The organism is Klebsiella sp. K-Nf6, from assembly GCF_002806655.1.
Classification (GTDB): Bacteria; Pseudomonadota; Gammaproteobacteria; order Enterobacterales; family Enterobacteriaceae; genus Klebsiella; species Klebsiella variicola.
This window is the reverse complement of sequence record NZ_PIBN01000009.1, coordinates 49,823-71,801: the sequence shown is the minus strand read 5'-3', so window position 1 is coordinate 71,801 and position 21,979 is coordinate 49,823. Positions and strand designations below refer to the sequence as shown.

The following is a 21,979-nucleotide window of genomic DNA, read 5'->3' as shown; positions in this document are numbered from 1 at the left end:
TGCTGTGACAATCATCGGGAGGGCAGGATATCCTGCCCCTGGTTGTTATAATTAGTTCAGTGCTTTGTCATTAGGTGATTTGAACAGCGCTTTCATGTCGTCAGACAGTTCGAAGTTCAGGTTAAGGTTTTTCGGCGGAATTGGATTTTTGAACCATTTATCAAACCATTTCGCCGCTTCACCAGAGGTCTGGGCCTGGGCAACGGTTTCATCGACCAGCGCTTTGAACGACGGATCGTCTTTACGCAGCATGCAGCCATAGGCTTCTTTCGACTGCGCAGTGCCGACGATTTCCCAGTTATCCGGTTTCTTCGCCTTCGCGCGTTCGCCCGCCAGCAGGGCGTCATCCATCATAAAGGCCACGGCGCGTCCGCTTTCCAGGGTGCGGAAAGAGTCACCATGATCTTTGGCGCTGATAATGCGCATATTCATTTTTTTCTCATCGTTCAGCTTATGCAGCAGGATCTCTGAGGTGGTTCCGGAGGTGACAACAACGGCTTTGTCTTTCAGGTCCGGGAAATCTTTGATCGGACCGCCTTTCTTCACCAGCAGACGGGTGCCGACCACGAAGATGGTATCGGAGAAGGCCGCCTGTTTCTGGCGCTCAAGGTTGTTAGTGGTTGAGCCGCACTCGAAATCAAAGGTGCCATTCTGCAGCAGCGGGATACGGTTCTGCGAGGTGACCGGGATCAGTTTGACCTGCAGGTCAGGTTTATTCAGCTTTTTCTTGATGGCATCAACGATGGCGTTGGAGTAGTCCTGAGAGTAGCCCACAACCTGCTGCTGGTTATCGTAGTAAGAGAACGGGACTGAAGATTCACGATGACCGACAACGATAACCCCATTTTTGGCGATCTTATCCAGGGTGCTCTGGCCTGCCGCCGGGGCGGCATCTTCTGCGTGTGCCACACCGGCGGTCACACCCATGACCAGCATTGCGGCGGCCAGTTTACGTAATTGCATATCCAACTCCTTATCCGTAGCGTTAGCGACGCTATTGATACCCATTGTGATTGTGTGTGTTGTTATTCGGGGCACGCGTCCACGTGCCGCATTTGTATGTGTTTGTTAGCATTTAGTTTGGCTTAATGTAAAGATTTTGCTGTTTTATTGTTTATTTTTGCGAAGTGCTCCGCACCAATGGGAGGCAAATATCTTCCATTGCACCAAAATAGCGCGACCGCCGAACGTTTATGGTGCAACCCGGTTGCACTGGGTCGGACGATGTCGCTACCAGGGAAAATAAAGCAATGACTGTGCCAGGATGGCAAACAGGGTGAGAAAAAACGCCGGCGACGGGGGTCGCCGGCGGAGAGACTTATCGGCGACGCTGACGCAGGCTCATTAGCAGTGCAGCGAAGCCAAACAACGCCGTCAGCGCCCATAGCGGCCAGTTGCCGGTGCGGGCGTAAGGGGTTAAGCCGCTGGTGGGTGTCACGGTGGTGGTCAACACTTCGCGGGTAAACTGCGGGATCATCTTCTGGATCTCGCCGCGCGGGCCGATGACCGCGGTAATGCCATTATTGGTGCTGCGCAGGAGTGGGCGGGCGAGCTCCAGCGCACGCATCCGCGCCATCTGGAAGTGTTGCCACGGGCCGATGGACTTACCGAACCAGGCGTCGTTGGAGATGGTCAGCAGGAAGTCGGTGTCCGGCCGGAAGTTATCGCGTACCTGTTCCCCGAGGATGATCTCGTAGCAGATGGCGGCGGTCAGCTTCAGGTTATGCGCCATCAGCTGCGGCTGCACGTAGGGGCCGCGGCTGAAGGAGGACATTGGCAGGTCAAAGAACGGCGCCAGCGGACGCAGAATCGATTCCAGCGGCACAAACTCACCGAACGGCACCAGATGGTTCTTGTTGTAACGGTTGGTCGAGTCGTAGCGGTACGGGTTATCTTTACCGAGGGTAATGATGGTGTTGTAGGTATCGTAGCGGTTCTGCTTATTGAGACGCGCATCGACAATGCCGGTGATCAGAGAACTGTCTTTTGCGCGCAGCAGATCGTCCATCATGCTGAGGAACTGCTGCTGGTTGATCTCCAGATCCGGGATCGCCGACTCGGGCCAGATAATCAGCTGCGAGTGGCCGATATGCGGCTGGGTCAGCGCCAGGTACGTTTTCAGGGTGTTGACCAGCTGCTTCTCGTCCCATTTCATGGCCTGCGGAATGTCGCCTTGCACCAGCGAGACCTGGGTCGCGCGCTCCGGCAGCAGCTGATACCACTGGATATAGCGCAGCGGGAACGGCAGGGCGAACAGCAGCGCGGCAATAGCCAGCGGCTTCCAGTTGCGCTGGACGAGGGCCAGGGCCAGCAGGCCGCTAACCATCATCAGCAGGAAGTTGATCGCCTCGACGCCCATCACCGGCGCCAGACCTTTCAGCGGGCCGTCAATCTGGCTGTAGCCGAACTGCAGCCACGGGAAACCCGTCAGCACCCAGCCGCGCAGGAACTCGGTGATTTGCCAGACGACGGGAGCGGCGATAGCCACCCGCAGCCAGCTGGTTTTGGGCCACAGCCGGGCGAGCAGGCCGGCAAACAGGCCGGTATAGAGCGAGAGATAAGCCGCCAGCAGAACGACGAGGAAGACGTTAACCGGACCTGGCATACCGCCGAATTGCGCGATGCTGACATAGACCCAGTTGATACCGGTGCCAAACAGCCCGAATCCCCAGAAATAGCCGATCCCGGCGCTTTGCAGCGGGCGTCGGTTGAGGGTCAACGCCTGCAGACCGGCCAGCGAAACGATAGCTGCCGGCCAGAAGTCATAAGGTGAAAAAGCCAGCGTTCCGCTGGCTCCGAATAGCAGCGCCAGCAGCAGACGAACGCGCTGACGTTCAAGAAGAGAGGCAAATACCATTTAGGCTAATCGTCCCGTAAATTAACGCCTGTTGCCACAGGCTATGCTGTTTGCCAGCAGGGAGAGGGGACAGCCGGGGATCGCCCACGGTCTGTCTCCCGGCTGGCCGTGACCTTCAGCGCCGCGGCTTACTCTTCCAGCTTCGGCTGGGGAGCGTCATCGGGCAGCTTTACATGCACCTGAATGATACGACGGCTATCTGCCATTGCTACCTTGAATTGGTAACCATCAATGTCGATAGATTCGCCACGAGCCGGTAGATGGCCGAAGGCCTGCATCACCAGCCCACCAATGGTATCCACTTCTTCATCGCTGAAGTGCGTGTCGAAGGCGTCGTTGAAGTCTTCGATGGAGGCCAGAGCGCGCACCGTCCAGGTGTGGCGGCTCAGCTGGCGGAAATCAATATCTTCTTCTTCGTCGTATTCGTCTTCAATTTCCCCGACGATGAGCTCAAGGATATCCTCGATGGTCACCAGGCCGGAGACGCCGCCGAATTCGTCAATAACGATCGCCATATGGTAGCGCTGTGAGCGAAACTCTTTCAGCATGCGGTCGACCCGCTTGCTTTCCGGGACGACAACCGCCGGCCGTAACACTTTTTCCATGCTGAAGGCTTCGGCATCGCTGCGCATAAACGGCAGCAGATCCTTAGCCATCAGAATCCCTTCGATGTGATCTTTGTCTTCACTGATGACCGGGAAGCGCGAGTGAGCGGATTCGATGATGACATCAAGGCACTCGTCCAGCGTCTGGTTGCGTTTCAGGGTTATCATTTGTGAACGGGGGATCATAATGTCGCGGACCCGCTGGTCGGCGATATCCATTACCCCTTCGAGCATGTCACGCGTATCTTCATCGATAAGATCGTTCTGCCCGGAATCACGGATCAGCGCCAGCAGTTCATCACGGTTTTTCGGTTCTCCGTGAAAAAGCTGGCTGAGTAACAGGGAGAAAAATCCCTTTTTGCTGTTTACTGTGTCACTACTGTGTGAATTGTCGTCGCTCATGGCGTCGTTTGGGTTCTCATGTTGATTTAACTGTCGCTCGTCGCGCGTAAACTCAGCGCCGGACGGCATGGGTTGCCTGACGATCAGGCTGGTAAAATGCAGGAACAGCGGCCGGATGCGGCGCAAGCGCCGCCATCCGGCAGGGGGCTATTCAGCAATCTTCTCGGAAATGTACGGGTCCTCATAGCCCAGAGCAAGCATTATCTCTGTTTCGAGGCCTTCCATCTCTTCCGCTTCGTCGTCTTCGATATGATCGTAGCCCAGCAGATGCAGGCTGCCGTGCACCACCATATGCGCCCAGTGCGCCTCCAGCGGCTTACCTTGCTCGCTGGCTTCCTGCTCCACCACCTGACGGCAGATGATCAGATCGCCGAGCAGCGGCATTTCAATCCCCGGCGGCGCTTCAAACGGGAAGGAGAGAACGTTGGTCGGTTTATCCTTGCCGCGGTAGGTCAGGTTCAGCTCGTGGCTTTCTGCAACATCGACCAGACGAATCGTTAACTCTGACTCCTCCTGAAATGGCGGAATGACGGCATCGACCCAGCGCTGAAAAAGGGCTTCGTCCGGCAGGCCGCTGGTCTCTTCGCAGGCCAGCTGTAAATCGAGGATCACCTGACTCATTTTTGCTCCTGTTCCTGGGCTTCGCGTTTGCGCTCGGCGGCCAGTTCTGCTTTACGTTTCTGGTCTGCGGCTTCCCACGCCTCATAGGCGTTAACGATGCGGGCAACCACCGGATGGCGCACCACGTCTTCGCTATGGAAGAAGTTGAAGCTGATCTCATCGACTTCGGCCAGCACTTCGATGGCGTGGCGCAGACCGGATTTGGTGCTGCGCGGCAGGTCAATCTGCGTGATGTCGCCGGTGATCACCGCCTTGGAGTTAAAGCCGATGCGGGTCAGGAACATCTTCATCTGTTCGATGGTGGTGTTCTGGCTTTCATCAAGAATGATAAAGGCGTCATTCAGCGTTCGTCCGCGCATATAGGCCAACGGGGCCACTTCGATGACGTTACGCTCAATCAGCTTTTCCACTTTCTCAAAGCCGAGCATCTCAAACAGCGCGTCATACAGCGGGCGCAGATATGGGTCGACCTTCTGGCTCAGATCGCCGGGCAGGAAGCCGAGCTTTTCGCCAGCCTCGACGGCCGGACGGGTCAGCAGAATACGGCGGATCTCCTGGCGCTCCAGCGCATCGACCGCCGCCGCCACCGCCAGATAGGTTTTACCTGTACCCGCCGGGCCGACACCAAAGGTAATGTCGTGATCGAGAATATTGGCGATGTACTGCGCCTGGTTCGGCGTACGCGGTTTGATCACCCCGCGCTTGGTCTTGATATTGACGGCTTTCCCGTACTCCGGCACGCTCTCGGCGCTCTGCTCCAGTACGCGTGCTTCTTTGATCGCCAGGTGGATCTGCTCCGGCTCAATATCCTGAATCTGACCGCGCATCGGCGCCGTATCGACATACAGGCTGCGCAGAATATCGGCGGCGGCGTGTACGCAAATGGCGCGTCCGGTCAGTTTAAAGTGATTGTCACGGCGGTTGATCTCAATGCCTAACCGACGCTCCAGCTGTTTGATGTTGTCGTCAAACGGGCCGCACAAGGCTAACAGGCGTGCGTTATCCGCTGGCTCCAGGGTAATTTCACGAGTGTCTATGTTCAAACTGTTCCTCTTTACGCAGGTGGCCGGACGCGGCGCGTGGCCGGCTAATCAGGAAATTATTTACGTCACAGGAAAATGGCGCAAGCATTGCTGTAGATATAGGGACGGAGAGAGGAATTACAAGGCCTGCCGGAACCGACAGGCCTGAAGGGATCACGGCTGATAGATACCCACGCCAAGATCGTTCTCTTTACGGGTGCGGGCAATCACTGATTCAGGTGATTCAGCGATACGCAGACCCATCTCCGCCTCGGTACGCACGATTTTGCCGCGCAGCGAGTTGGTGTAAACATCGACGATTTCAACATCGACGAATTTACCGACCATATCCGGCGTACCTTCGAAGTTGACCACGCGGTTGTTCTCGGTGCGCCCGGAAAGTTCCATCAGGCTCTTACGCGACGTGCCTTCCACCAGAATGCGCTGTACCGTGCCGAGCATGCGACGGCTCCAGGCCATTGCCTGCTGATTGATCCGCTCCTGCAGAATATACAGACGCTGCTTTTTATCCTCCTCCGGCACGTCATCGACCATATCGGCCGCTGGAGTGCCCGGGCGAGCGGAGAAGATAAAGCTGTAGCTCATATCGAAATTGACGTCGGCGATTAGCTTCATCGTCTTTTCGAAATCGTCTGTGGTTTCGCCAGGGAAGCCGACAATAAAGTCGGAGCTTATCTGAATATCCGGGCGCGCCTCACGCAGCTTGCGAATAATCGCTTTGTACTCCAGTGCGGTATGGGTGCGTCCCATCAGATTCAGAACCCGGTCAGAACCGCTCTGCACCGGCAGGTGCAGGAAGCTCACCAGTTCCGGCGTATCGCGATAGACCTCGATGATATCGTCGGTAAATTCGATCGGGTGGCTGGTGGTGAAGCGAATACGATCGATGCCGTCGATGGCGGCGACCAGACGCAGCAGATCGGCAAAGCTGCCGGTGGTGCCGTCGTAATTCTCACCGCGCCAGGCGTTAACGTTCTGGCCCAGCAGATTAACCTCACGCACGCCCTGCGCCGCCAGCTGGGCGATTTCAAACAGGATATCGTCGCACGGACGGCTGACCTCTTCTCCGCGGGTGTACGGCACCACGCAGTAGGTGCAGTATTTGTTGCAGCCTTCCATAATCGAAACAAAGGCGGTCGGGCCGTCGGCGCGCGGCTCTGGCAGGCGATCGAACTTTTCAATTTCCGGGAAGCTGATATCCACCACCGGGCTGCGGTTGCCGCGCACGGCGTTAATCATCTCCGGCAGGCGGTGCAGGGTTTGCGGCCCGAAAATAATATCGACATAGTGCGCGCGCTGGCGAATATGGTCGCCTTCCTGAGAGGCCACGCAGCCGCCAACGCCAATAATCAGGTCCGGATTCTTCTCTTTCAGCAGCTTCCAGCGTCCGAGCTGATGGAAAACTTTTTCCTGGGCCTTCTCACGAATTGAGCAGGTATTGAGCAACAGCACATCTGCTTCTTCCGCCACTTCGGTCAGTTGATACCCATGTGTCGCATCCAGCAGATCGGCCATCTTTGATGAATCATACTCGTTCATCTGACAGCCCCAGGTTTTAATATGGAGTTTTTTTGTCATTGACTTGCTCATGCTCAGTAATAGATATCCAAAACGCGGGGATATATACAGGGTGAATTTCGCTTTCCAGGGCGCGTATTGTAATGCTTTGGTCGCCCCCTGACCAGTGCGAGCGTTATCACCGCAAGGGGACAAAAAATCCGGTAAACTTAACGGATTCTGCTTTAAGGATAATAGCCATGACAATTCACGCAACAGATGTCGCTATCGTGGGCGGCGGCATGGTCGGCGGCGCCCTGGCGTTAGGGCTGGCGCAACAGGGATTTACCGTGACGGTGCTTGAGAAAGCGGCGCCACCGGTTTTCGATCCGGCATCCGCCCCGGATGTACGGATCTCGGCTATCAGCGCGGCTTCGGTCGGCCTGCTGAAGAGCCTCGGCGTCTGGGATGCCATAAGGGCGATGCGCGTCCACGCTTATCGTCGTCTGGAGACCTGGGAGTGGGAGAGCGCGCACGTCGCCTTTGACGCCGCAGAGCTTAAACTGCCGGAACTGGGCTATATGGTCGAGAACAAGGTCCTGCAATGGGGCCTCTGGCAAGCGCTGGCGGCGCATGAAGGGGTCACCCTGCGCGTTGGTAGCGAACTGGAGGCGATGCAGCGCGGCGAGGCGCATACCGCGCTGCATTTACGCGAGGGAGAGGCGATCCACGCCCGGCTGGTGATCGGCGCCGACGGCGCCAATTCCCAGGTGCGGGAGATGGCCGGCATCGGCGTACACGCCTGGCAATATCAGCAATCCTGTATGCTGATCAGCGTCGAATGCCCCGACGATCCCGGTGACAGCACCTGGCAGCAGTTTACCCCCAGCGGACCGCGCGCCTTCCTGCCGCTGTTTGACAACTGGGCCTCGCTGGTCTGGTACGACGCGCCGGCGCGGATCCGTCAGCTGCAGGGCATGACCATGGCGCAGCTCCAGCAGGAGGTCGCCAGTCACTTTCCGGCACGCCTGGGTCGTGTGACGCCGCAGGCGGCGGGTGCTTTTCCGCTCACCCGGCGTCATGCGCTGCAGTATGTCCAGCCCGGCCTGGCGCTGGTGGGCGATGCGGCACATACCATTCATCCCCTGGCGGGGCAGGGGGTTAACCTTGGCTACCGCGATGTGGATGCCCTGCTGGAGATCCTGGCGGAAGCGCGCGGTCGAGGCGAAGACTGGGCCAGCCTGCCGGTGCTGAAGCGCTACCAGGCGCGGCGGCGAGCGGATAATTTTATCATGCAGTCGGGGATGGATCTGTTTTATGCCGGATTCAGTAATGACCTGGCGCCGGTGCGGATGCTGCGCAATATTGGCCTGATGGCGGCTGAACGCGCCGGGGTATTCAAGCGTCAGGCGCTGAAGTATGCCTTAGGCTTGTAAAACTGGCTTCCCGGGCAGGGGCGGAGTGGAAAGCGCCTGCCCGGCAGTCAGTACTGCGTAAGCGTGTCAGGACGCCAATAGCAAAAAAGCCCACCGAAGTGAGCTTTTTTGCATTTAAGTGGCTGGGGTACGAGGATTCGAACCTCGGAATGCCGGAATCAGAATCCGGTGCCTTACCGCTTGGCGATACCCCAATTGTCTGTTGCGCTTTACCGTAACTACCCCGGTTGAGGGCAACAGTGCGTTCATTGCTGAGCGACTTTTTAATTTGGCTGGGGTACGAGGATTCGAACCTCGGAATGCCGGAATCAGAATCCGGTGCCTTACCGCTTGGCGATACCCCAATTGTCTGTTGCGCTTTACCGTAACTACCCCGGTTGAGGGCAACAGTGCGTTCATTGCTGAGCGACTTTTTAATTTGGCTGGGGTACGAGGATTCGAACCTCGGAATGCCGGAATCAGAATCCGGTGCCTTACCGCTTGGCGATACCCCAATTGTCTGTTGCGCTTTACCGTAACTACCCCGGTTGAGGGCAACAGTGCGTTCATTGCTGAGCGACTTTTTAATTTGGCTGGGGTACGAGGATTCGAACCTCGGAATGCCGGAATCAGAATCCGGTGCCTTACCGCTTGGCGATACCCCAACAAATTGTTTACGGATTTATCGATGCGTATCGATACGTCCTGAATATGGTGGCTACGACGGGATTCGAACCTGTGACCCCATCATTATGAGTGATGTGCTCTAACCAGCTGAGCTACGTAGCCAAATTGTCTCACTGTTTCTTCGATGGCTGGGGTACCTGGATTCGAACCAGGGAATGCCGGTATCAAAAACCGGTGCCTTACCGCTTGGCGATACCCCAATACCGTCGCGGTGAACCGCAAATATCGAAGAAATATGGCTGGGGTACCTGGATTCGAACCAGGGAATGCCGGTATCAAAAACCGGTGCCTTACCGCTTGGCGATACCCCATCCGTACAACGCTGACTGGTGAATGGTGCGGGAGGCGAGACTTGAACTCGCACACCTTGCGGCGCCAGAACCTAAATCTGGTGCGTCTACCAATTTCGCCACTCCCGCAAAAAAGATGGTGGCTACGACGGGATTCGAACCTGTGACCCCATCATTATGAGTGATGTGCTCTAACCAGCTGAGCTACGTAGCCATCTTTTTTCGCGTAACCTTATCGGCGTTGCGGGGCGCATTATGCGTATTGGGCCTGCGAGCGTCAACCTCTTTTTCAAGGAAAATCGTTGTAATGTGACTGTTTGGTTAGGTTGCGAACAGCTCGCTGCAATATTCGGCAATTATTGGTTATTTATCGTTTTTCAGCGGTATAAATCCTGCAAAAAGAAAACGGACCCCGGAGGGTCCGTTTGGCGTTTCAGCACCCGTCAGGGCTTATTTGTAGGCCGACTGGTGGACGCCCACCGCACGGCCTGATGGATCGTTCATGGTCTTGAACGCTTCATCCCACTCAATGGCTTTCGCTGAAGAGCAGGCCACCGACGGACCGCCAGGGACACACTCTGCCGCGCTCGGCAGCGGGAACAGCTCTTCGAAGATCTCGCGGTACAGATAGCCTTCTTTGGAGGTCGGCGTGTTGTACGGGAAGCGGAAGCTCGCCGTTTCCAGCTGCTGATCGCTGACCTGTTTCGCGGCCACTTCTTTCAGCGTATCGATCCAGCTGTAGCCGACGCCGTCAGAGAACTGTTCTTTCTGCCGCCAGGCAACGCTGGCCGGCAGGTAAGATTCGAAGCATTCACGCAGTACGTGTTTTTCCATTTTGCCGTTGCCGCACATCTTATCCTGCGGGTTAATGCGCATCGCCACGTCGAGGAATTTCTTATCGAGGAACGGCACGCGGGCTTCCACGCCCCAGGCGGACATCGCTTTGTTGGCGCGGGCGCAGTCAAACATATGCAGCGCCTGCAGCTTACGCACCGTCTCTTCGTGCAGTTCTTTGGCGTTCGGCGCCTTATGGAAATAGAGGTAGCCGCCGAACACTTCGTCCGAGCCTTCGCCGGAAAGCACCATCTTGATGCCCATGGCTTTAATTTTACGCGACATCAGGTACATCGGCGTCGAGGCGCGGATAGTGGTCACATCGTAGGTTTCGATGTGATAGATAACGTCGCGGATCGCATCCAGCCCTTCCTGGACCGTAAAGTGAATTTCGTGGTGTACGGTGCCGAGGTGGTTGGCCACTTCCTGCGCCGCTTTCAGGTCAGGAGAGCCTTCCAGACCGACCGCGAAGGAGTGCAGCTGCGGCCACCAGGCTTCGCTACGCTCCTGATCTTCGACGCGACGGGCGGCGAATTTCTTGGTGATAGCCGAGATGACCGATGAATCAAGACCGCCGGAGAGCAGCACGCCGTAAGGCACGTCGGACATCAGGTGGCTTTTCACCGATTCTTCCAGCGCCTGACGCAGCTCGTTCTTATCGGTAACGTTGTCTTTCACCGCGTCGTAATCGAACCAGTCGCGCTGATAGTACTGGCGAATTTCGCCGTCTTTGCTCCACAGGTAGCTACCCGCCGGGAACTCTTTAATGGTGCGGCATACCGGCACCAGCGCTTTCATTTCGGAGGCGACATAGAAGTTGCCGTGTTCGTCATGGCCCATATACAGCGGAATAATACCGATATGGTCGCGACCAATTAAGTACGCGTCTTTCTCGCTGTCGTACAGGGCGAAGGCGAACATCCCCTGCAGGTCGTCGAGGAACTCCGGGCCTTTTTCCTGATACAGCGCGAGGATCACTTCGCAGTCAGAGCCGGTCTGGAACTGATAGCGATCGCCATACTCCGCGCGCAGTGCCTGATGGTTGTAGATCTCGCCGTTAACGGCCAGCGCATGGGTTTTTTCGGCGTTGTACAGCGGCTGGGCACCGGCGTTGACGTCGACAATAGACAGGCGCTCGTGCGCCAGAATCGCTTTGTCGCTGGCATACACGCCAGACCAGTCCGGACCGCGATGGCGCATCAGGCGGGAAAGCTCCAGCGCCTTTTTACGCAGCTCGCCTGCGTCAGTTTTAATATCCAGTACGCCAAAAATAGAACACATAACCTTCTCCATTACCCTGTCGTGTTTGATGTTGTGCTGGCTTCGTCTCGTGGCGAAGCCTGAGTGCGTGTTTAAGAAAATGCCGTAAAGGGGGCGCTGGCGCAAGGGTTTTGCAGCCTGAAAAAGAAAAAACGCAACTGTGATTGTTGAACAGTAAAAAAAGAGTATCTTTTGAGCGGCTTTATTGAGGAATACGCATTTATAAGCCGTTTTTATTAGATGAATGACTTTTGGCAGGCGCTATAAATGAAAAACCACGTCCTGCGACGTGGTTGGCATCAGAAAATATCGATTTCCGCAACGGAAGGGTAAATCCACGATGGGCGAAACGGCATGCTGTCGATGTCATCGAGGGTGGAGACCCCGGAGAGCACCAGAATAGTCTCCAGCCCCGCCTGGAAGCCGGCCAGAATGTCGGTGCGCAGGTTATCGCCGACGATCACCGTCTGCTCGGAGTGAGCCTGCATTTTGTTCAGCGCTGAGCGGATGATCCACGGGCTCGGTTTACCGACGTAAAACGGCTTGCGGCCGGAGATCTTCTCAATGCCGGCGCACAGTGCGCCACAGGCCGGGTAGAAGCCGCGACCGTGCGTATCCGGGTTGGTGGCAATGAAGCGGGCGCCGTTGGCAACGAAGAAGGCGGCCTTATGCATCATCTCCCAGTTGAATGAACGGGTTTCCCCGACGATGACAAAATCCGGGTTCACATCGGTGATGGTAAAGCCGGCTTTGTACAGTTCGTGGATCAGCGCCCCTTCACCCACCACATAGGCTTTCTTGCCTTCCTGGCGGCGCAGGAAATCGGCGGTGGCCATCGCCGAGGTGTAAAACGCGGTATCCGGCACGTCGATGCCGGCGGTGGCGAAACGGTTGGCCAAATCCTGGCCGGTTTGCGACGGGTAGTTGGTCAGCATTACCAGCGGCATGCCTTTATCGAGGATGCGTTTGATAAACTCGGCAGCGCCGGGAACGGCGACGTTATCGTGCATCAGCACGCCGTCAATATCACAAATTATGTTTTGAATGGTCATGGTGGGTCCAGAATCATTAACAAAGACGAAACTATACTCGTCATCGATGAGGTTTCACATCGCTGGTGGACCATACCCACCAGCGACAGGGTGATGCGGATCGTTTCGCGCTATCAATAAAGAGGCGATTAGCTCTCAAGCAAGCGCTGCAGCAGCGTGCCATTGAGCATGGCGCGTTTGACCAGCGCGAAGGCGCCAATTGCTGAGCGATGGTCGAGAGTAGAGCGCACCACCGGCAGGTTCTTGCGAAACGCTTTCAGCGCCTGGGCGTTAATGCAGCCTTCGATGGCCGGAAGAAGGACCTTCTCAGCTTCCACTATTTCGCCGGCAACGACGATTTTTTGCGGATTGAACAGGTTAATCGCGATGGCGATCGTTTTCCCAAGGTGACGCCCCACGTACTCAATCACCTCGCAGGCCAGGGCATCGCCCTTGTTGGCCGCTTTGCAGATAGTTTTGATCGTGCAGTCATCCAGCGTTAGACGGCTCTGGTAGCCCTGCTCAAGCAGGTGGCGAACCCGCTGTTCGATGGCGGCATTGGCCGCGACGGTCTCGAGGCAGCCGAAGTTGCCGCAGTGGCAGCGCTCGCCCAGCGGGTCGACCTGGATATGGCCTATTTCGCCGACGTTGCCGTTCCGGCCAATAAAAATGCGCCCGTTGGAGATGATGCCCGCGCCGGTACCGCGGTGTACGCGCACCAGGATGGAGTCTTCGCAGTCCTGACTTGCACCGAAATAGTGCTCGGCCAGCGCCAGGCTGCGGATATCGTGCCCGACATAGCAGGTGACGTTGAAGCGTTTTTCCAGCGCTCCGACCAGGCCCCAGTTTTCCACCGCAATATGTGGCATATAGCGGATCACGCCGCTTTCCGGATCGACCAGCCCCGGCAGGATCACCGAGATGGCGATCAGCTCGCGAATTTTGCGCTGACAGTTTTCAATAAAGGTAGCGATGATATTCAGCAGGGCGTGTTCCAGCGTTTCCTGGGTGCGCTCGGGCAGGGGAAAATGTTCCTCTTCCAGGGTCTTGCTGCTTAAATCATACAGGGTCAGAGTGGCGTCATAGCGGCCAAGCCGCACGCCGATGGCGTTGAAGTTGCGGGTTTCAGCGATGATAGAGATAGCGCGGCGGCCTCCGGTGGAGGCCTGCTGATCAACTTCTTTGATCAGGCCGCGCTCAATAAGCTGACGCGTGATTTTGGTCACGCTGGCAGGGGCAAGCTGGCTTTGTTCGGCTATCTGAATGCGCGAGATAGGCCCATGCTGGTCAATCAGGCGGTACACGGCCGCGCTGTTCAGTTGTTTTACGAGGTCAACGTTACCAATTTGAGCTTGTCCGCCTGCTGTCATACTTTTACTTACTCAGTGACGACCTCGTTACCATTAACGATGGTCTTGGTGATTTTATAATCGCGTGTAAAGGCGGTCAGGTTAGCGACCATGCCCGGCGCAATGCTGCCGAGCTGCTTGTCCACACCGATAGCGCGCGCGGGATAGAGCGTCGCCATCCGCAATACTTCGTCCAGTGCCACGCCGCAATGCTCCACCAGATTACGCACCCCTTCAATCATGGTCAGGGAGGAGCCGCTGAGCGTGCCGTTTTCATCTACGCACAGTCCATTGCGGTAGTATATTGTTTTCCCGGCAAAAATGAACTGGTCAATATTCGCCCCCGCCGGCGCGGTGGCGTCGGTGACCAGGCACAGTTTGTCGCCTTTCAGGCGCTTGGCGTTACGTACGTTGGCATAATCGACATGCATCCCGTCGACAATAATACCGCAGTAGACATCCGGCTCGTCAAAAATCGCCCCGGCCAGGCCGGGTTCGCGGCCGGTAATGTACGGCATCGCGTTATAGAGGTGAGTGGCGAAGGTAATGCCGGCGCGGAAGCCCACTTTCGCCTCTTTCAGCGTGGCGTTGGAGTGACCGGCGGAGACGACGATCCCGGCGGCAACCAGTTTACGGATCACTTCCGGCTCAACGCGTTCAGGGGCGAGGGTCACCTTGGTGATCACATCGGCGTTATCGCAGAGGAAATCGACCAGCGCGGCGTCCGGTTTACGCACGTAGTCCGGGTTGTGGGTGCCTTTCTTGACGATATTCAGCCACGGTCCTTCCAGATGCAGACCCAGCGCCTGGTTCGGGTGTTTTTGCAGGTATTCACGCATCACGCGGATACCTTGCTTCATCAGATCGTCACTGGAGGTAATCAGCGTCGGCAGGAAGCTGGTGCAGCCTGAACGTTCGTTCGCCTTCTGCATGATCTCCAGCGTTTCAACGGTGACCGCTTCTGGGCTGTCGTTAAACTGCACGCCGCCGCAGCCGTTCAGCTGAACGTCGATAAAACCGGGGGCAATTATTGCGCCGTTGACCGAGCGCTGCTCCATGTCAGACGGCAAATCCGCCAGCGGACAGAGACGTTCGATTAGGCCATTGGCGATAACAACCGCATGGTCATCGAGAATTTCATGACCGGTATAAACCCGGCCCTGGGTTAATGCATACATTACGACCCCCGGTATATACGCCCCATCAGGTCAGCAATCGTTCATTTGCCGCCGGCCTGATGATGCATACAAAGAAAAAGAGGGTCCCGCGCAAGTCGCGGGACACGACTACATTACAGACCTTTAATATTTTCAGCTTCTAATTCGTTGAAATATTTCAGGGTTTTCACTTTCAGCTCCATGGTGGACGGCTCGTCGCAGACAATCACTGCTTTCGGATGCAACTGCAGACAGGTAATGGTCCACATATGGTTGACGTTACCTTCTACCGCCGCCTGCAGCGCCAGCGCTTTCTGATGACCCAGCACCAGAATCATCACTTCTTCTGCATCCAGCAGGGTGCCTACGCCCACGGTCAACGCGTATTTCGGCACCAGATCCACATCACCATCGAAGAAGCGGGAGTTCGCCACACGGGTGTCATGAGTCAGGGTCTTAATACGGGTACGGGACGCCAGAGAAGAGGCCGGTTCGTTGAACGCGATGTGGCCATCGTTGCCCACGCCGCCCATGAACAGGTGGATTTTACCGTAGGAACGAATTTTTTCTTCATAGCGACGGCATTCCGCATCGATATCCGGCGCGTTACCATTCAGCAGGTTGATATTTTCTGCCGGAATATCAACGTGGTCAAAGAAATTACGGTGCATGAAGCTATGATAGCTTTCCGGATGCTCTTTTGGCAGGCCGACATATTCGTCCATATTAAAGGTGACGACGTGTTTGAAGCTAACCTGGCCTGCTTTATGCATTTCAACCAGCGCTTTGTAGGCGGTCAGAGGAGTGCCACCGGTTGGCAGACCCAGCACGAACGGGCGGTCCGCAGTCGGTTTGAATGCATTAATACGGTTAACGATGTGGCGGGCAGCCCATTTACCGACCTGCTCAGCGGTTACCAGGGGGATCAGTCTCATTCTTCACCTCTATAGTTAAAGTAGATTCTGGCGGATTGGCGCCAGCACTCTGAGGAGAGTATTGCAGCAACTGCGCCGACCGGGGTCAATCCGTGTTGATTTTTTGAATGATAAAATAAGTTTTCGATGTTAGCCAGTGAAAGGGAGGGGGGAATACGATATTTGGTGATAATTATCACAAAAAATACCCGTTTAATTTGCGATACGAATTAATTTTTCACACACTTTGCCGGTAAGTGATAAAACCGACCTTGTTACACAATAAAAAAGTGGCTTAGTAAATGAGCCTCATCGGGGTCTCATAGGGGGAATAAGATGAATATTTTAGGTTTCTTTCAGCGACTGGGTAGGGCGTTGCAGCTCCCTATCGCAGTGCTGCCGGTCGCGGCATTACTGCTGCGTTTCGGGCAACCAGACCTGTTGAATGTACCCTTCATCGCGCAAGCGGGTGGGGCAATCTTCGACAATCTGGCGCTGATCTTCGCGATTGGTGTGGCATCAAGCTGGTCCAAGGATAACGCCGGTTCTGCGGCGCTGGCTGGCGCAGTAGGGTATTTCGTGATGACCAAAGCGATGGTCACCATCAACCCGGAAATAAACATGGGCGTGCTGGCCGGTATCATTACCGGTCTGGTGGCAGGGGCGGTGTACAACCGCTGGGCCGGCATCAAGCTGCCGGACTTCCTGAGCTTCTTCGGCGGCAAACGCTTCGTGCCGATCGCCACCGGCTTCTTCTGTCTGATCCTCGCCGCACTCTTCGGTTACGTCTGGCCGCCGGTACAGCATGCTATCCACGCTGGTGGCGAATGGATCGTCTCCGCTGGCGCGCTGGGTTCCGGTATCTTTGGCTTCATCAACCGTCTGCTGATCCCAACCGGTCTGCATCAGGTGCTGAACACCATCGCCTGGTTCCAGATTGGTGAGTTCACTAACGCCGCAGGCGCTGTGTTCCACGGCGACATCAACCGCTTCTACGCCGGCGACGGCACCGCGGGGATGTTCATGTCTGGCTTCTTCCCGATCATGATGTTTGGTCTGCCGGGTGCGGCGCTGGCGATGTATCTGGCGGCGCCGAAAGCGCGTCGTCCGATGGTCGGCGGTATGCTGCTGTCTGTTGCCATCACTGCGTTCCTGACCGGGGTAACCGAGCCGCTGGAATTCCTGTTCATGTTCCTGGCTCCGCTGCTGTACCTCCTGCACGCGGTGCTGACCGGTATCAGCCTGTTCATTGCAACAGCGCTGGGGATCCACGCGGGCTTCTCCTTCTCCGCGGGTGCAATCGACTACGTGTTGATGTACAGCCTGCCGGCCGCCAGCAAAAACGTCTGGATGCTGCTGGTGATGGGCGTGGTGTTCTTCTTTGTCTACTTCCTGCTGTTCAGCGCGGTTATCCGCATGTTCAACCTGAAAACGCCGGGTCGTGAAGACAAAGCCGACGACGTCGTCACTGAAGAAGCCAACAGCAACACCGAAGAGGGGCTGACCCAGCTGGCGACCAGCTATATCGCCGCGGTGGGCGGCACTGACAACCTGAAAGCGATTGATGCCTGTATCACCCGTCTGCGTCTGACCGTGGGCGATTCGGCGAAAGTGAACGACGCCGCCTGTAAACGTCTCGGCGCATCCGGGGTGGTGAAACTGAATAAGCAAACCATCCAGGTTATCGTCGGTGCGAAAGCAGAGTCTATCGGCGATGAGATGAAAAAAGTGGTTACCCGTGGCCCGGTAGCGGCAGCGGCAGCCGCAACGGCTGGCAATGTCGCCACCGCAGCGCCAGCGGCAAAACCGCAGGCGGTAGCGAACGCGAAGACCGTTGAGTCGCTGGTTTCACCGATTACCGGTGACGTAGTGGCCCTCGAGCAGGTGCCGGACGAAGCCTTCGCCAGCAAAGCCGTCGGCGACGGTATCGCGGTGAAACCGACCAGCAATATCGTGGTGGCCCCGGCCGCCGGTACCGTGGTGAAAATTTTCAACACTAACCACGCGTTCTGCCTCGAAACCAACAACGGCGCGGAAATCGTCGTCCACATGGGTATCGATACCGTGGCGCTGGAAGGCAAGGGCTTCAAACGTCTGGTTGAAGAGGGCACGGACGTGAAGGCCGGTGAGCCGATTCTGGAAATGGATCTGGACTTCCTCAACGCCAACGCGCGCTCGATGATCAGTCCGGTCGTCTGCAGCAACAGCGATGACTACAGCGCGCTGGTGATACTGGCGAGCGGTAAGGTTGTTGCCGGCCAGACGCCGCTGTATGAGATTAAAGGCAAGTAAGGCTCCTGAGTCGAGTTTATGCCTCAGCGGCGAAGGGAAACCTTCGCCGCTTTTTTTTCCAGCAATCGGCCCCATAATCCTCTTCTGATACCCATTTTACGTAACTAATAGTTGTCACTACGTCCTGCTTGTAAGATCATGTGCCGTTATACGTTGTTTACGCTTTGAGGAACCCGTGATGAGTGAGGCAGAAGCCCGCCCGACTAACTTTATCCGTCAGATCATTGATGAAGATCTGGCTACCGGTAAACATACCACCGTTCACACCCGCTTCCCGCCGGAGCCGAACGGTTATCTGCACATTGGCCATGCGAAATCCATCTGCCTGAACTTCGGCATCGCGCAGGATTATCAGGGCCAATGCAACCTGCGTTTCGATGACACCAACCCGGTGAAAGAAGATATCGAATACGTTGAGTCGATTAAAAACGACGTGCAGTGGTTAGGTTTCCACTGGTCCGGGGACGTTTGCTACTCGTCTGATTACTTTGATCAGCTGCATCAATATGCGGTTGAGCTGATCAACAAAGGTCTGGCCTATGTTGATGAACTTTCTCCTGATGAAATTCGCGAATACCGCGGCACCCTGAAAGCGCCGGGTAAAAACAGCCCGTATCGCGACCGCAGCGTGGAAGAAAACCTGGCGCTGTTCGAAAAAATGCGCAGCGGCGGCTTCGAAGAGGGCAAAGCCTGCCTGCGCGCGAAGATCGATATGGCGTCGCCGTTCATCGTGATGCGCGACCCGGTGCTGTACCGCATTAAGTTCGCTGAGCATCATCAGACCGGCAACAAGTGGTGCATCTACCCGATGTACGACTTTACCCACTGCATCAGCGATGCGCTGGAAGGCATCACCCACTCGCTGTGTACCCTGGAGTTCCAGGATAACCGTCGTCTGTACGACTGGGTGCTCGACAACATCAGTATTCCGGTTCATCCGCGTCAGTATGAATTCTCGCGCCTGAATCTCGAATACACCGTGATGTCCAAGCGTAAGCTGAATCAGCTGGTGACGGAAAAGCATGTGGAAGGCTGGGATGACCCGCGTATGCCGACTATTTCCGGTCTGCGCCGTCGCGGCTATACCGCTGAATCCATCCGCGAGTTCTGCAAACGCATCGGCGTGACCAAGCAGGACAACACCATTGAGATGGCGTCGCTGGAGTCGTGCATTCGTGAAGATCTGAATGAAAACGCCCCGCGCGCGATGGCGGTGATCGATCCGGTGAAACTGGTTATCGAGAACTATCCGCAGGGCGAAAGCGAAATGGTGGCGATGCCGAACCATCCGAACAAGCCGGAAATGGGCAGCCGCGAAGTGCCGTTCAGCGCCGAAATCTGGATCGACCGCGCTGACTTCCGCGAAGAAGCCAACAAACAGTACAAGCGTCTGGTGCTGGGTAAAGAAGTGCGTCTGCGCAATGCCTACGTGATCAAAGCGGAACGCGTGGAGAAAGATGCCGAAGGCAATATCACCACTATTTTCTGCACCTACGATGCCGATACCCTGAGTAAAGATCCGGCCGACGGTCGCAAGGTCAAAGGCGTGATTCACTGGGTGAGTGCGGCGCATGCGCTGCCGGTGGAGATCCGTCTCTACGATCGCCTGTTCAGCGTACCGAACCCGGGTGCGGAGGAAGATTTCCTCGCGGTGATCAATCCGCAATCACTGGTGATCAAGCAGGGATATGCGGAGCCGAGCCTGGCGCAGGCCGAAGCGGGCAAAGCTTACCAGTTTGAACGTGAAGGTTACTTCTGCCTCGACAGTCGCTATGCAACCGCAACCAGTCTGGTGTTCAACCGCACTGTCGGGCTGCGTGATACCTGGGCGAAAGTCGGCGAATAAATTTCCCTTCCTGTAAAAGCGCCGCACCTTGCGGCGCTTTTTTTTGTTTCAGAATCAGCTAATTAAACTTTTTATTTTCGCGATGCGAATTAATCCTGTTGCTGCACGGTAATAAATAGCGCTTCTGATGTTTCCCGTCACATACAAAAAACCAATGTAATCGCTTTCAATTCTCGCTTTTTTCCCTGATTTTGCAATGACTTCCATAACAAAATCATCAGAGATAAGACTGTAACAAAAAGACATAAATTATGTGCGCTTTGTCATAATCTTAAGCTTTGCCTCACGAAAAACATTGATAATTCGCGTCACGAAAAATAGTCTATCTACAGTGGTTTCGCGGCCTTTTTCACCGCCCCACATTTTGCAGTTTTATTTATTTTTTTAGCGAATGACCGTTGGTCTTCGCCTTTTAAAACGTCAAAGAGGATATGCACATGCGTACGTTTAGTGGCAAACGTAGTACGCTGGCGCTGGCTATTGCCGCCGTCACCGCGATGTCGGGCTGGGTTGTGATTCCGCAGGCCAGTGCAGCAGGATTTATCGATGATTCAACCTTAACCGGCGGTATCTATTACTGGCAGCGTGAGCGTGACCGTAAAGATGTGACCGACGGCGACAAATATAAAACCAACCTTTCACACTCCACCTGGAACGCCAACCTGGACTTCCAGTCCGGCTATGCCGCCGATATGTTTGGCCTTGATATTGCTGCATTTACCGCGATTGAAATGGCTGAGAACGGCGATAGTGGCCACCCGAACGAAATCGCCTTCTCGTCGCGCAACAAAGCCTATGACGAAGATTACTCTGGCGATAAGAGCGGCATCAGCCTGTATAAGGCCGCAGCAAAATTCAAATACGGTCCGACGTGGGCGCGCGCGGGCTATATCCAGCCAACCGGCCAGACTCTGCTGGCGCCGCACTGGAGCTTTATGCCAGGTACCTATCAGGGGGCGGAAGCCGGGGCTAACTTCGACTACGGTACTGCGGGCGCATTAAGTTTCTCCTATATGTGGACGAACGAGTATAAAGCGCCATGGCATATCGAGATGGACGACTTCTATCAGAACGACAAGAAAACCAAAGTCGATTATCTCCACTCCGTCGGTGCCAAATATGATTTCAAAAATGACCTGGTGCTGGAAGCGGCATTTGGTCAGGCACAAGGCTATATCGATCAGTACTTTGCAAAAGCCAGCTACAAATTTGACGTCGCTGGCGCGCCGTTGAGCACCAGCTACCAGTTCTATGGCACCCGCGATAAGGTCAGCAACGGCGGCATCAACGATATCTATGACGGCACCGCATGGCTGCAGGCACTGACCTTTGGCTATAAAGTGGCGGATGTGCTGGACCTGCGTCTGGAAGGTACCTGGGTGAAGGCCGAAGGCCAGCAGGGCTACTTCCTGCAGCGTATGACCCCAACCTACGCCTCTTCCAACGGCCGTCTTGATATCTGGTGGGATAACCGCTCCGACTTCAACGCCAACGACGAAAAAGCGGTCTTCTTCGGCGCGATGTATGACATGAAAAACTGGGACATGCCGGGCTGGGCGTTTGGCGCGTCTTATGTGTACGCCTGGGATGCGAAGCCGGGGAGAATGTCCTCACCGGATGCGTACTACGATCCGAACTATCGCCTGAAAGAGTCAGCTTACAGCCTGGATGCACTGTATACCGTGCAGGAAGGCCGGGCGAAGGGCACCCTGTTCAAACTGCACTTTACCCAGTACGACAACCATTCCGATATTCCGAGCTGGAGCGGCGGCTACGGCAACATCTTCCAGGATGAGCGCGACGTGAAGTTCATGGTTATCGCCCCGTTCACTATTTTCTGATGCCTGCGCGGCGGGCGTGAGCCTGCCGCACCTCTGGG

At 55.9% G+C, this 21,979-nt stretch carries 16 protein-coding genes and 9 tRNA genes; 4 read left to right on the top strand and 21 right to left on the bottom strand.

Translation table 11 applies throughout. The features are described 5' to 3' along the window. Positions 1–51: 51 nt before the first annotated feature. From CWM61_RS16245 to miaB, 6 genes are all read right to left on the bottom strand, one after another. The gene (locus CWM61_RS16245) at positions 52–963 is read right to left on the bottom strand and encodes an amino acid ABC transporter substrate-binding protein (protein WP_074386536.1); all 912 of its coding nucleotides are present in this window, start codon (positions 961–963) and stop codon (positions 52–54) included. Between the two features lie 355 nt (positions 964–1,318). Beyond that, positions 1,319–2,857, bottom strand: coding sequence for an apolipoprotein N-acyltransferase (lnt, locus tag CWM61_RS16240; RefSeq protein WP_061155340.1), 1,539 nt, complete (start codon positions 2,855–2,857; stop codon positions 1,319–1,321). Positions 2,858–2,985: 128 nt separating this feature from the next. Beyond that, the gene (gene corC, locus CWM61_RS16235; RefSeq protein ID WP_004197606.1) at positions 2,986–3,864 is read right to left on the bottom strand and encodes a CNNM family magnesium/cobalt transport protein CorC; all 879 of its coding nucleotides are present in this window, start codon (positions 3,862–3,864) and stop codon (positions 2,986–2,988) included. A 147-nt stretch (positions 3,865–4,011) separates the two neighbouring features. Further along, on the bottom strand, positions 4,012–4,485 hold the full coding sequence (gene ybeY, locus CWM61_RS16230) for an rRNA maturation RNase YbeY (RefSeq protein WP_002894722.1): 474 nt from the start codon (positions 4,483–4,485) through the stop codon (positions 4,012–4,014). Beyond that, positions 4,482–5,528, bottom strand: coding sequence for a PhoH family protein (locus CWM61_RS16225; protein WP_008805649.1), 1,047 nt, complete (start codon positions 5,526–5,528; stop codon positions 4,482–4,484). Before CWM61_RS16225 ends, ybeY begins: the two co-directional genes overlap by 4 nt. Positions 5,529–5,681: 153 nt before the next feature. Next, positions 5,682–7,106: a tRNA (N6-isopentenyl adenosine(37)-C2)-methylthiotransferase MiaB gene (gene miaB / locus CWM61_RS16220; RefSeq protein ID WP_012542448.1), complete on the bottom strand. Its 1,425-nt coding sequence runs from the start codon at positions 7,104–7,106 to the stop codon at positions 5,682–5,684. Positions 7,107–7,285: 179 nt separating this feature from the next. Here miaB and ubiF point away from each other — a divergent pair, with 179 nt between their 5' ends. Next, a complete protein-coding gene (ubiF, locus tag CWM61_RS16215; RefSeq protein WP_074386535.1) occupies positions 7,286–8,461 on the top strand; it encodes a 3-demethoxyubiquinol 3-hydroxylase in 1,176 nt (391 codons plus the stop codon). A gap of 119 nt (positions 8,462–8,580) precedes the next feature. On the opposite strand, the gene CWM61_RS16210 is transcribed toward ubiF, so the two are convergent. From CWM61_RS16210 to nagB, 14 genes are all read right to left on the bottom strand, one after another. Then, positions 8,581–8,655 (bottom strand) — tRNA-Gln (locus tag CWM61_RS16210). A 75-nt stretch (positions 8,656–8,730) separates the two neighbouring features. Next, positions 8,731–8,805 (bottom strand) — tRNA-Gln (locus CWM61_RS16205). 75 nt (positions 8,806–8,880) lie between these two features. Continuing rightward, positions 8,881–8,955 (bottom strand) — tRNA-Gln (locus CWM61_RS16200). A 75-nt stretch (positions 8,956–9,030) separates the two neighbouring features. Then, positions 9,031–9,105 (bottom strand) — tRNA-Gln (locus tag CWM61_RS16195). A gap of 47 nt (positions 9,106–9,152) precedes the next feature. Then, a tRNA-Met gene (locus CWM61_RS16190) sits at positions 9,153–9,229 on the bottom strand. Positions 9,230–9,252: 23 nt separating this feature from the next. After that, a tRNA-Gln gene (locus tag CWM61_RS16185) sits at positions 9,253–9,327 on the bottom strand. Between the two features lie 36 nt (positions 9,328–9,363). Then, a tRNA-Gln gene (locus tag CWM61_RS16180) sits at positions 9,364–9,438 on the bottom strand. A 23-nt stretch (positions 9,439–9,461) separates the two neighbouring features. After that, positions 9,462–9,546, bottom strand: a tRNA-Leu gene (locus CWM61_RS16175). Positions 9,547–9,554: 8 nt separating this feature from the next. Further along, a tRNA-Met gene (locus CWM61_RS16170) sits at positions 9,555–9,631 on the bottom strand. A 236-nt stretch (positions 9,632–9,867) separates the two neighbouring features. After that, positions 9,868–11,532: an asparagine synthase B gene (gene asnB, locus CWM61_RS16160; RefSeq protein WP_061155338.1), complete on the bottom strand. Its 1,665-nt coding sequence runs from the start codon at positions 11,530–11,532 to the stop codon at positions 9,868–9,870. Between the two features lie 278 nt (positions 11,533–11,810). Continuing rightward, positions 11,811–12,563 (bottom strand): HAD-IIA family hydrolase, encoded by a 753-nt coding sequence (locus CWM61_RS16155; protein ID WP_022065694.1) that lies wholly within the window; start codon positions 12,561–12,563, stop codon positions 11,811–11,813. Positions 12,564–12,691: 128 nt separating this feature from the next. Further along, the gene (nagC, locus tag CWM61_RS16150; protein ID WP_061155337.1) at positions 12,692–13,912 is read right to left on the bottom strand and encodes a DNA-binding transcriptional regulator NagC; all 1,221 of its coding nucleotides are present in this window, start codon (positions 13,910–13,912) and stop codon (positions 12,692–12,694) included. A gap of 8 nt (positions 13,913–13,920) precedes the next feature. Beyond that, on the bottom strand, positions 13,921–15,069 hold the full coding sequence (nagA, locus tag CWM61_RS16145) for an N-acetylglucosamine-6-phosphate deacetylase (protein WP_074386533.1): 1,149 nt from the start codon (positions 15,067–15,069) through the stop codon (positions 13,921–13,923). A 113-nt stretch (positions 15,070–15,182) separates the two neighbouring features. Next, positions 15,183–15,983, bottom strand: coding sequence for a glucosamine-6-phosphate deaminase (nagB, locus tag CWM61_RS16140; RefSeq protein WP_012542446.1), 801 nt, complete (start codon positions 15,981–15,983; stop codon positions 15,183–15,185). Between the two features lie 315 nt (positions 15,984–16,298). On the opposite strand from nagB, the gene nagE reads away from it, so the two are divergent. Both nagE and glnS read left to right on the top strand, forming a co-directional pair. Then, the gene (gene nagE, locus CWM61_RS16130; protein WP_074386531.1) at positions 16,299–18,254 is read left to right on the top strand and encodes a PTS N-acetyl glucosamine transporter subunit IIABC; all 1,956 of its coding nucleotides are present in this window, start codon (positions 16,299–16,301) and stop codon (positions 18,252–18,254) included. A 178-nt stretch (positions 18,255–18,432) separates the two neighbouring features. Further along, a complete protein-coding gene (gene glnS, locus CWM61_RS16125) occupies positions 18,433–20,100 on the top strand; it encodes a glutamine--tRNA ligase (RefSeq protein ID WP_061155335.1) in 1,668 nt (555 codons plus the stop codon). Positions 20,101–20,154: 54 nt separating this feature from the next. Here glnS and CWM61_RS30180 read toward each other — a convergent pair whose 3' ends face one another. Beyond that, entirely contained in the window at positions 20,155–20,307 is a 153-nt protein-coding gene (locus tag CWM61_RS30180) for a hypothetical protein (protein ID WP_411550375.1), read from the bottom strand. A gap of 230 nt (positions 20,308–20,537) precedes the next feature. Between CWM61_RS30180 and chiP the strand changes: the two genes are divergently transcribed. Then, positions 20,538–21,941 carry a chitoporin ChiP gene (gene chiP, locus CWM61_RS16115; RefSeq protein ID WP_061155334.1) on the top strand — a complete coding sequence of 468 codons (1,404 nt, stop codon included), beginning with the start codon at positions 20,538–20,540 and terminating at the stop codon, positions 21,939–21,941. Positions 21,942–21,979: the final 38 nt, after the last annotated feature.